Origin of the sequence: Clostridium ragsdalei P11 (genome assembly GCF_001675165.1) — a bacterium.
GTDB lineage: Bacteria > Bacillota > Clostridia > Clostridiales > Clostridiaceae > Clostridium_B > Clostridium_B ragsdalei.
In genome coordinates this window covers 1-11299 of sequence record NZ_LROS01000042.1, presented here as the reverse complement: position 1 = coordinate 11299, position 11299 = coordinate 1, and the positions used below count along the sequence as shown (strand labels likewise).

Sequence of the window (11299 nt, the reverse complement as noted above, 5' to 3'; positions counted from 1 at the left end):
AGTTGGGAAGGGATAAACGCTGAAAGCATCTAAGTGTGAAGCCCACCTCAAGATAAGATTTCCCATAGCGTAAGCTAGTAAGACCCCTCGAAGAACACGAGGAGATAGGTCAGAGGTGTAAGCAGGGCAACTTGTTAAGCTGACTGATACTAATAGGTCGAGGGCTTGACCAAATAAAAAACGAAAGAAAAAAATTTACTGTGCAATTTTGAGAGGACAGAGTAATTTGAACTCTTAAAAGATAATATAAAAGAAAATTGATAGAAATGGCAATTTTCGATAATAATCTGGTGGTAATGACGTGAAGGTAACACCCCTTTCCATACCGAACAGGAAGGTTAAGCTTCACAGTGCCGATGGTACTGCAGGGGAGGCCCTGTGGGAGAATAGGTCGCTGCCAGGTAAGTTTTTTGGCCAGATAGCTCAGTCGGTAGAGCAGAGGACTGAAAATCCTCGTGTCCCTGGTTCGATTCCTGGTCTGGCCACCAAAAGTTTATATTAAAAAGCTTCAGATTATGTGTGAGGCTTTTTTTTCGTATAAAAGAAAACTTATATGAGTTAATATTTTTAAATTATTGGATTCAAAATTCTATTTGATGTGACGATTTTTTTAAAGGGGATGTGAAATATGAATAAAGGTGTTTTAAAATCTAGTGTACTGCTTTTAATAACCTCGGCCATATGGGGATTCGCATTTGTAGCACAAAGAGTGGGTATGAATTATGTAGGTGCGTTTACTTTTAATGGAGTAAGATTTGGACTAGGTGCTTTTTCGTTAGTTCCACTTATAATATTTTATAAAGAAAAGGGTAAAAATAAAGAAAAAAATAAAAGTTTCAAAAGCGTATTTTTATCTGGACTTTTTACAGGATTAATAGTCTTCTTAGCTTCTTCTTTCCAACAAGTAGGTCTTATAGGAACTACAGCAGGAAAGGCTGCTTTTATAACTGGATTATACATTGTATTTGTTCCAATTATGGGTATGTTCTTAAAACGACATGTAGGGATGAATTCATGGATTGGAGCTTTAATTGCTGTGGTAGGATTATACTTTTTATGTGTTACAAGCAGCTTTTTTATATCACACAGTGACTTGCTTGAACTTGGAAGTGCCTTTTTCTTTGCGGTTCAAATAATTTTAATAGATATTTTTTCTAAAAAGTTTGATACACTCAAATTGGCATTTTTTCAGTTTATAACCTGTTCGGCTTTAAGTTTAATAATAGCTGTTTTGTTTGAAAATATAACAATAAGTGGAATTTTGCAGGCTGCAATACCTATTCTATATGGTGGTATATTTTCAGTGGGAATTGCATACACATTGCAAATTGTCGCACAAAAAAATGCTGAACCAACACATGCAGCTATTATAATGAGTATGGAATCAGTTTTTGCAGCTATTGGAGGATTTTTAGTTTTGAATGAATATTTAAGTTTAAGGGCAATATTTGGATGTGGTCTTATGCTTGCAGGTATGATTATATGCCAGATGAGACCTAGACAAGCTTGCCATGCAAAAGTTGAAGCTTGTAAAAAGAGGTAATACATTATGGAAATGTCATATTTAGAGTCAATTAAATAGTCACTTATTATGTATGTTTTTAGTAAAATATGTTATAATGTTGGAGACGATTTCAATAAAAGTTTTGAATTTAATGATAAGAGGGGATATCATGAATAAAGTAATTACAATAGGCAAAAAAGATTTTCAAATAGGAAAAAGGACTTATATTATGGGTATACTTAATGTTACACCAGATTCTTTCTCTGATGGTGGAAAATTTAACAATATAGAGGTGGCTATAAAACATGCTAAACAGATGGAAGAAGAAGGGGCAGATATAATAGATGTAGGTGGAGAATCTACAAGACCAAGTTATGATCCTGTATCTGAGCAGGAAGAATTAGAAAGAGTTATTCCCATAATAGGTAAGTTAAGTAGGTGTGTAGATATTCCTATTTCTATAGATACATATAAGGGAAAAGTTGCAGAAGAATCTATAAAAGCAGGAGCATCATTAATAAATGATGTTTGGGGATTTAAAAGAGACCCTTATATGGCAGAAGTAGCTGCACATTATAGAGTTCCTTGCTGTTTGATGCATAACAGAGATAATAGAAATTATAAAAATTTGATGAATGACGTACTAACTGATTTACAGGAAAGCATAGATATAGCGTTAAAAGCTGGAGTTGATGCCAAAAATATAATAACAGATCCAGGTATAGGTTTTGCTAAAGATTATGAACAAAATTTAGCTGTTATGAATCAGTTAGAAAGGCTTTCAGAACTAGGGTATCCAGTACTTTTAGGAACTTCTAGAAAATCAATGGTAGGAAATGCATTAGATCTTCCGGTAAATGAAAGAATAGAAGGAACTGTAGCTACTACAGTAATAGGAATAATGAAAAAGTGTGATTTTGTAAGGGTTCATGATGTAAAGGAAAATAAAAGAGCTGCTGTAATGGCAGATGCTATAGTAAGAAGGTAGCCTTGCTAAGTGAATTAAATCACTTGTGCAATGCCAGCTTAAATGATATAATCTTGTTATTTAATTAACTAAGTATGTTTCAGGGGAAGGAGAAATATTGGGTAAGCTTTTTTAAACTCAATATACATTTATCATGGATGAAAAAAAGATTAGAGAAGCAGTGAAAATGATGCTTGAAGCTATAGGAGAAGATCCTGAAAGAGAAGGATTGGTTGAGACACCTGATAGAATTGCTAGAATGTATAAAGAGATATTTGAAGGATTGGATGAAAGTCCTGAAAAACATTTGAGAAAAGTATTTACTGTAGATAGTGATGATATTGTACTTGAAAAAGATATAACATTTTACTCCATGTGTGAGCACCATCTTCTGCCATTTTACGGAAAAGCACATATAGCGTATATACCTGATGGGAAAGTTGTAGGACTAAGTAAACTGGCTAGAACTGTTGAAGTTTTTGCAAAGAGACTTCAACTTCAAGAGAGAATGTCTGCTCAAATTGCTGATGCAATGATGAAATATGTAAAAGTTAAGGGAGTTATGGTTGTAGTTGAAGCTGAGCATATGTGTATGACTATGAGGGGAATAAAAAAACCTGGAAGTAAGACTGTTACAGCAGTTGCTAGGGGACTTTTTAAAAGTGAACCTAGACTTAGGGATGAAGTTTATAGAATGATAAATATGGAATAGAGCGTGGTGTTGAATTTGAAAAAAGTTAATGCTATTTTAAAAAACCGTAAGTTTTGTACTTATTTATCTAAAATTAATAAGCTTGAAGAAAATAGAAAGTATTGCAAACACAGTATTCAACATTTACTGGATGTGGCTAGGATTACTTATATAAAAGTGTTGGAACAAAATATTCATGTAGAAAAAGAAATTATATATGCAGCTGCTCTGCTGCATGATATAGGAAGATGGCAGCAATATGAAGAGGGCATACCTCATGAATTAGCTAGTATTAAGTTAGGAAAAGATATTTTGGATGAGTGCGGATTTGACAACGAAGAAGAAAATGAAATATTTGATTTGATAAGTAATCATAGAAAAAAGAATTCTGATAACTTAATTCAAAATATATTTTATGATAGTGACAAAGCATGTAGAAATTGTTTTATGTGTAAATCTATTTCAGATTGTAATTGGCCAGATGAAAAGAAAAACTATAGTATTAAATATTGATTAGTTTTAGTTAGGGGATGTTATGTATGGATGCCATATATGTGGAGGATTTAGAAGTATATGCTTATCATGGGGTAAATCAAGCTGAAAAAGATATGGGGCAAAGATTTCTTATATCACTACAAATATTTTTAAATTTAAGTGAAGCAGGAAAAAGTGATGACCTGAGTAAAACTATTAATTACGCTAGATTATGCTGTGAAGTAGAGGAAGAATTTAAAAGGGAAAAATATGATCTTATTGAAAAGGCTGCAGAGTCACTAGCTAATTTTATATTGAAAAAGTATACAGCAATAGAAAAAGTGACAGTTAAAATAAAAAAGCCTTGGGCACCTATAGGAAAGCCATTAAAGTGGGTAGCGGTAGAAATAAATAGGTGCTGGCATACAGCTTATATTTCAATTGGTTCTAATTTGGGTGATAAAGAGAAAAATATAAGAGATGCCATAGATATAATAGATTCTTCACCTTATAATAATGTAGCAAAAATATCTAAATTATATGAAACTAAACCCGTGGGATATTTAGATCAGGATAATTTTTTAAATGGTGCTCTAGAGGTTAAAACCTTAATGGAGCCTAGAGATTTAATGGATTTTTTATTAGAAGTAGAGAAGCAGTTAAAAAGGGAGAGAATAATAAAATGGGGGCCTAGAACTATAGACTTGGATGTAATATTATATGATAACTTGGTTACATCAGAAGAAAAGATTATAATTCCCCATCCAAGAATGCATGAGAGATTATTTGTTTTAAAGCCATTGTCAGATATTGCACCTTATGTTATTCATCCTGTTTTAAATGATAGAATCATAAATTTGACTCATGAGTTAGAAAAAACACAAGAATTGTAAAGTTGTAAGTTAAAAATAATTTTGCATATAGTTTATATGCAAAATTATTTTTTAGAATATATACTTTGATACATAATACTAAGTTATAGTAATAAATATATCATATACAAACATAACACAATTTTAGTAATGGAGTGGAATATTGAAATGGATATTAAAATTAGACAAGTATCTATAGAGGATTTAAATGCAGTATCAGAAGTGGAGAGTATTTGTTTTCCAAAGGCAGAAGCAGCTACAAAAGAATCCTTTAACCAGCGTATAAAAACATTTCCTCAAAGTTTTTTTATAGCAGAAGTAAATGGCAAAATAATTGGCTTTATAAATGGGTGCATTATAAATGAAACTGTTATATGTGATGAACTATTTGAAGATTCTACGTTTCATGTTCCAAATGGACACTATCAGACTATTTTCGGACTCGATGTTATACCAGAGTATCGTAATCAGGGAATTGCAGCTCAGTTAATGAATCATATGATAGAATCAGCAAAGTCAGCAGGGCGAAAAGGAGTTATCTTGACTTGTAAAGAGAGACTTATCCCTTATTATTCGAAATTTGGGTATAAAAATAAAGGTGTATCCAAATCAGTACATGGTGGTGCTAAGTGGTATGATATGATTTTAGAATTTTAAAATGTAGTTCAAAACAGGATCCGTTTTATTAATGTAATCTTTTATAGAGAATTCAATTATCTTATCAGGTGTAAAGGTACTGCTGTTGCCATTGGAACTTTTATTAAACTGTGTGGAATAACTTATTTTCATCTTTGAATTTGGAAGTTCAAATTCCTTTACAGCACCATAGTGATTTGGTTTACCACTAGTAACTTCCCCTACAAAAGTTGCATTAGTATCCTTTTTTAGTAGCACAGTATCAACTATTGCAGATGAAAAGGTATTTCTTCCAACTATTACAAATAGATGATTTTTATAATTTAACTTTTTGTTTTTAAGCCAGTCTATAATTGGTTTTATATATTTATCACTTCCACCGGAATTATCTCTCATATCAATTACAAATTTATTAGTATTATGAGTATTCATGAAATTTAACATTTGAGCTATAAAATCTTCTATGGATTTACCTGAGTCCTCATCACTTTGGCACTTATTGTATTTAAAATATACTGTTTTTTCATCATTCAAATATTTATACCAGTAATTCAGGTTACCCTTTTGCATATAAAGAGGATATGAACTATTATACTTTTCATTTACAATAAATTTTTCACCAATTTTGTGTTTATCCATAGGGTTTATATTTAAATTAAAAGTTTTTCCATTACTGCCTTCAAAAGTAAAGACCGCTTTATTTGTATCAGATACAACTTTTATGCCGTGAAGAATTTCAGGATTCGATAGATATTTTGGTATATTTTTTTTAATCATTGCTTCATTGTCATTTACTATTAAGGGTAAAATGGCTTCTTGGACATTTTTCATATCTTTTCCATTTATCTTTATGAGTTTTGCATAAAGAGCTTTTTTATACTCATTTGTGGTATTTACAACATATACACCTTCTTTAAAATAGTAAAATTCCATTGGATATGCATTTAAGGTTTCCCTATATGCAGATGTATGTGAATCTCCTATGGATGCAGTTATTTTATAGATACTAGCAGCTATTTCATCGTCATTTAAATTATCTACTGAATTTTTTAGTGTATTTATTTCATCATTGAACTTTTCTTCATTTGTTTTAAAAAATAGGTTTACATGTTTTCTAGGAAGAGCCTTTTGCATATAACTTAAATCCTTTTTCCACTTTGTATTTCTATCTCCGCCTAAATACTGAGATTCACATCCTACTGCAACCATAGAAAGAAAAAGTAATACAAAGCAAAAGCCTAATTTTATAAATTTATTCATCATTAACTCCTTTTAGTTTATATCTTTTTTGTTAAATTCATATATAGAAATACTTATAAAAAATATAAAACACAAAACACTTGAAATTGTAATATAATTCAAATCAACATGCGCATTTGAATAAAAATAATCTACTGAAAGCCATGGTGACAGTAGTGGAATATATTTTGCACAATATGAAAAAGACTGAGTTCTAAGTAGACATGACAAAATAAACCCTAATATACAATAAGTCATTGGCATTATAATATTCCTGCTCAAGTTTGCAATTAATACAGGAATTGGAACTAATAAAAATTGAAATAACATAGATAATATATTTGCTTTTAAATCCTTTGTTATAACATTTATCTCGGGTAAATTTCCATTTAAAAAGTAATAGCTTAATGGTATTGATATGATTTCGATAACATATGTTAAAAAAATCAATATATATATTACAACTAATTTTGACATGAAAATTTTTAATTTGCTTGCCGGATAAGCGTATAATACATTAGCTGTCTTATCTGTAAATTCCCTTGAAAATACATATGCCGATATTATTGAAAATAATACTATAAACAGCATTATAAAATTTGTCTGTTCTATATTGTAAGCATATTTTTCAAAAGACATGTTAACTTCAGTTATATGTCTTGCAGCAAACATGAGTATTGTCATAATTGTTCCGCCAATCAAAATAAGAGGTGCAATGCAAGTCTTTTTCAATTTAAAAAATTCTGAGTATATCATATTTAACATTTTAGAATTCCTCCATTAAAATTAGTTTATATCTCCATTAATATAGTGATATAAACATAGAAATATAGATACACCAAAAGTTAAAACTATACTTGAAATTACAAGCACATAATCAATTGGATCACCTTTATAAAAATAATATATAGGCAATGCAGGAAACATGAGTGGGTTCACCTGCATATATATGCCCATAAGCATCATAAATGCAGAAGATACAGCTCCAAGTATGCCATATATTACAGGAAAGATAATGTTCTTCGTTAAGTTCCCAATTAATATTGGAATCGGCATTAGCAAAAACTGAAATAGCATGGAATATAAGTTGACTTCTATATCTTTAACAATAAGATAAGATGGAAGTAAATTTCCCCATGATATATAAAGTGTCAAATATGTGGATATAAATTGAATGAAATATGCAAATGCAATTATTACATACACTGTAATTAATTTTCCAATGAAAATTTTTATTCTAGAAGATGGATAAACAAATAAAGTATTTGCAGTTTTATCTGTAAATTCTCTTGAGAAAACATAACTTGCTATTAATGAGAAAAAAACTATATATAAAAACTGAAAACAAATCACTTCTATGTTTACCCTATAATTCATAAATAAAGTATTTCTTAGTGTTTCTGAACTACCACTATAGTTGTTTGAAAGTGACTGAATACATTCAAGTATTGGAACAAAAATAGCAGCAATTAAAGTTATAATTACCAGATATGAATTTTTAAGCTTTAAAAATTCAGAGTATACTATGTTAAACATCTAATTGCCCCCTGTAAGCTTTATAAAATAATCTTCGAGACTGTCCACTTTTAAACATATTTCATCTACAAGTAAATCATTTGAAACTAAAGCTTTATTTATATTTGAAATTTCCTGAAGCTTTTCATAAACCCTAAAATTATTTTTTCCCCATATGACATAATCTTTTATTCCAAGTTTTTCTTCAAGCACAAAAGAAGCTTTTTTATCATTATCCACTTTGATATTTATATAATGTCTATTTCTTCTCTGAAGTTCGTCATAGGATATTTCTTCTAGGATCTCTCCCTTATGAATTATGCCTATCTTATTTGCCATCTGCTGAACTTCGCTTAATATATGACTTGATATTAAAAACGTAATACCCTGCTTTTTACATAAGTCTATAATAAGTTCTCTTATTTCTTTAATTCCTATAGGATCAAGCCCATTAGTTGGTTCATCCAATATTAAAAATTCAGGATGATGCAAAAGTGACCTTGCAATCCCAAGCCTTTGCTTCATACCAAGTGAAAATTCTTTTACTTTTTTATTTTTAACATCACTTATACCTACTACTTTTAAAGTTTCATCTATGCAATTCTTACCCTGGACTCCCATCATCCGTCTGTGTATTTCCAAATTTTCACCTGCTGTTAGATTCGGATAAAATCCTGGATATTCTATCATTGAACCTATTCTCTCAAGAACTTTTCTATTTTTATTTGAGGTTTTTTCTGAGAAGAGTTCAATTTCTCCAGAAGTTGGTTTTATAAGTTCCATAACCATTCTTATGGTTGTAGTTTTCCCAGCACCATTTTGCCCAAGAAAGCCATATATATCACCTTTTTTTATGTGTATATTCAAATTTTTAATTGCACAAAAGTGTTTAAATTCTTTTGTCAAATTATAAGTTGTAAGAATGTCATCCATTGAGATACCTCCATATAATATATAATAAAAAAGGACTATGTTTATAATATACAACATAATCCTTACATGCTATTTAATAAGTTCTTACAATTTTCTTAAATTCTGCTTCACCGTAAATTTAAATTCTGTTCTTTCAAAAGGAATGCTGGATACAAAAATGTTTCCACCTAATGATTCAACCAACTTTTTTACTATTGTAAGTCCCAATCCACTGCTTTTTAAGTTTAACTTTCTGGATTTTTCTACGGTATACAATCTATCAAATACATAAGGCAAATCTTCTTTAGGTATTCCAGGTCCATTATCCCATACAGAAATAAAAACATTATCATTATCACAGCTTAAATCAATACCTATTTTAGTGGCATGTGAGCCGTACTTTAATGCGTTATTTATGAGATTTGCCAAAATTCTATTTAGTGATTTTTCGTCTGCCACAGCATAAACATCGTCTTTTTCAAGATTTAATTCAGGTTCAATATTTATCTTTTTAAATTCACTAAAGAAAAGTAATACGTTTTGTCTTACAATTTCACATATATTTATTTCTTTTACATCAAGTTTAAAGTCATTTGAGTCCATCTTTGAAATTTGAAAAAATTCTTCCATCATATTATAAAGATAATTTCCCTTACTGTAAGCTATCTTTATATAACGATCCTTTTCACTTTGAGTCAAATTACTATCATTTAACACTAGTTCTATATACCCAAGGATTGATGTAAGTGGTGTTCTCAAATCATGTGATATATTCGATATCATCCTTTTACGAGATTCTTCAATTGTATTACTTTTTTTTTGTACTTTTTGAAGTTCGTCTATCAATCCATTTATATTTACAATCAATTTACTCAAAGCTTTTACATGGGTTTGTGTTCTTATCCTTTGATTTAAATTTCCATTTAATATTTGATCAATGACTATTGAAATATAATTTGCTTTTTTATAAAGGTTCATTAGTATAAGTATTAGAAAAATTATTATGAATATCAAAACGCAATTTAATATACTCATATTATTCACCAAGTTTATATCCTATTCCCCATACAGTAATTATGTATTTAGGGTTGTTTGGATTATCTTCAATTTTGTTTCTAAGCCTCTTTATATGTACCATTACAGTATTATCATCGTGCAAATAGTCATTTTCCCAAACTCCATTAAATATTTGTGCTTTTGTAAAAACTCTATCAGGATTTTTAAGAAAAAACTTTAGAAGTTCAAATTCCTTTGGAGTCAAGTTTAGTTCTTTGCCTTCTTTAAAGAACTTATGATTTGAAGCATCTAATTTTAAAGATTTATATGTTAAAGTTGGATTTTTATCATGAACGTTATTGTAATATATGTATCTTCTGAGCTGAGCTTTGACTCTAGCTGCAAGTTCTCTTGTGGAAAATGGTTTTATCATATAATCATCAGCACCCATGCTGAGCCCTATAACTCTATCGGTTTCTTCATTTTTAGCGGAAAGAATAATAACGGGTACAGTACTATTTTCTCGTATTTTTCTTAAAACTTCTATACCATCTATATAAGGAAGCATTAAATCTAGAATAATCAATTGAAAAGAATTGTTGTATTTCTCAAGTGCATCTTTTCCGTCAAAAGCTTGTACTATATTATAATTTTCATTTTTTAAAGCATTATAGATTAGATTGTTTATTTCTTCATCGTCCTCTATAACAAGTATTTTAGATATATTCATTTAAAAAGCCTCTTTCATTAATTTTGTAATCCTACAATTATTATATAAAAATAGGGATATGTTTTTCAATGATGCAGCGGGTCAAAACAAAAATAAGTTTATCCGATGATTATTAACAGGTTTCTTAGTGTATTTGATCTGCTGATAGTTGCTTGCACAGAGTGTGTAGGAGTATTAGAGATGATAGTTATCTGATAAACACTATAATTGGGTTAAAATCAGTATAATCTCTACCGGGTGTATCTATGTGCGAAATATTGAGTATAAAAGAGAAATATTGATTATTTACAACATAATTTGTAATATTTGAATATAGAATGTCAGTAGTGTTATAAGAAATATGATAAGATTACATACGTTGCTTGAGCAGATGATAAATGTTGTTTGAGAGCCGCGTGAATTTATATTTTGTTAGTAGAAAAAAAGATGTTGACAAAATAAAAAAGACGTGATAAACTATAAAAGCTGTCGAAGTGAGGCGGCAAAATGATCCTTGAAAATTAAACAGAGGAAGATATAAGTACAACTTATTTAGAATAAACCAGCAATTCTTTTGAGCTGCGAGAGCAGCTAAAAAAGTAATTTCGTAAGAATAATGTATTATATTTTGCTAACAAGCTGAAATGTAATATATTAAAAATTGGTAGTAGCGAGCAAGACAAGGAAAAGTTTGAATGAGGAGCGGAGTTTACTTAAGTAAATGAGCACCGCAATGAAAACTTTGACGCAGTATTGCGAAGCTAATAGCAATTTTCTAAAATCA

12 protein-coding genes, 1 tRNA gene and 2 rRNA genes are annotated in these 11299 nt (G+C 29.8%); 9 read left to right on the top strand and 6 right to left on the bottom strand.

What is annotated here, in order from left to right:
- The 9 genes from CLRAG_RS15140 to CLRAG_RS15100 all read left to right on the top strand — a co-directional run.
- Window positions 1-173, top strand: a 23S ribosomal RNA gene (locus tag CLRAG_RS15140); the annotation flags it as partial.
- Between the two features lie 113 nt (window positions 174-286).
- Window positions 287-403 (top strand): 5S ribosomal RNA (rrf, locus tag CLRAG_RS15135).
- A gap of 9 nt (window positions 404-412) precedes the next feature.
- Window positions 413-488, top strand: a tRNA-Phe gene (locus tag CLRAG_RS15130).
- 140 nt (window positions 489-628) lie between these two features.
- Window positions 629-1543 carry a DMT family transporter gene (locus CLRAG_RS15125; RefSeq protein WP_065079173.1) on the top strand — a complete coding sequence of 305 codons (915 nt, stop codon included), beginning with the start codon at window positions 629-631 and terminating at the stop codon, window positions 1541-1543.
- A 130-nt stretch (window positions 1544-1673) separates the two neighbouring features.
- Window positions 1674-2492, top strand: a complete 819-nt coding sequence (gene folP, locus CLRAG_RS15120) for a dihydropteroate synthase (RefSeq protein WP_065079172.1) — start codon at window positions 1674-1676, stop codon at window positions 2490-2492.
- Window positions 2493-2625: 133 nt separating this feature from the next.
- Window positions 2626-3183, top strand: coding sequence for a GTP cyclohydrolase I FolE (gene folE, locus CLRAG_RS15115; RefSeq protein WP_013237311.1), 558 nt, complete (start codon window positions 2626-2628; stop codon window positions 3181-3183).
- Window positions 3184-3198: 15 nt separating this feature from the next.
- Window positions 3199-3675: an HD domain-containing protein gene (locus CLRAG_RS15110; RefSeq protein WP_065079171.1), complete on the top strand. Its 477-nt coding sequence runs from the start codon at window positions 3199-3201 to the stop codon at window positions 3673-3675.
- A 26-nt stretch (window positions 3676-3701) separates the two neighbouring features.
- Window positions 3702-4529, top strand: coding sequence for a 2-amino-4-hydroxy-6-hydroxymethyldihydropteridine diphosphokinase (folK, locus tag CLRAG_RS15105; RefSeq protein ID WP_065079170.1), 828 nt, complete (start codon window positions 3702-3704; stop codon window positions 4527-4529).
- Window positions 4530-4676: 147 nt separating this feature from the next.
- A complete protein-coding gene (locus tag CLRAG_RS15100; protein ID WP_065079169.1) occupies window positions 4677-5165 on the top strand; it encodes a GNAT family N-acetyltransferase in 489 nt (162 codons plus the stop codon).
- Here CLRAG_RS15100 and CLRAG_RS15095 read toward each other — a convergent pair.
- The 6 genes from CLRAG_RS15095 to CLRAG_RS15070 form a co-directional block, all read right to left on the bottom strand.
- Complete coding sequence (locus CLRAG_RS15095; protein WP_065079168.1) at window positions 5154-6404, bottom strand: S41 family peptidase; 1251 nt, start codon at window positions 6402-6404, stop codon at window positions 5154-5156. The two genes, CLRAG_RS15100 and CLRAG_RS15095, sit on opposite strands and share 12 nt — an antisense overlap.
- 12 nt (window positions 6405-6416) lie before the next feature.
- A complete protein-coding gene (locus tag CLRAG_RS15090) occupies window positions 6417-7148 on the bottom strand; it encodes an ABC transporter permease (RefSeq protein WP_065079167.1) in 732 nt (243 codons plus the stop codon).
- 21 nt (window positions 7149-7169) lie between these two features.
- Complete coding sequence (locus CLRAG_RS15085; RefSeq protein ID WP_065079166.1) at window positions 7170-7919, bottom strand: ABC transporter permease; 750 nt, start codon at window positions 7917-7919, stop codon at window positions 7170-7172.
- Complete coding sequence (locus CLRAG_RS15080) at window positions 7920-8831, bottom strand: ABC transporter ATP-binding protein (protein ID WP_065079165.1); 912 nt, start codon at window positions 8829-8831, stop codon at window positions 7920-7922. It lies immediately after the preceding gene.
- Window positions 8832-8915: 84 nt separating this feature from the next.
- Entirely contained in the window at window positions 8916-9845 is a 930-nt protein-coding gene (locus CLRAG_RS15075) for a sensor histidine kinase (protein WP_065079174.1), read from the bottom strand.
- Between the two features lies 1 nt (window position 9846).
- Window positions 9847-10536 carry a response regulator transcription factor gene (locus CLRAG_RS15070; RefSeq protein ID WP_065079164.1) on the bottom strand — a complete coding sequence of 230 codons (690 nt, stop codon included), beginning with the start codon at window positions 10534-10536 and terminating at the stop codon, window positions 9847-9849.
- Window positions 10537-11299: the final 763 nt, after the last annotated feature.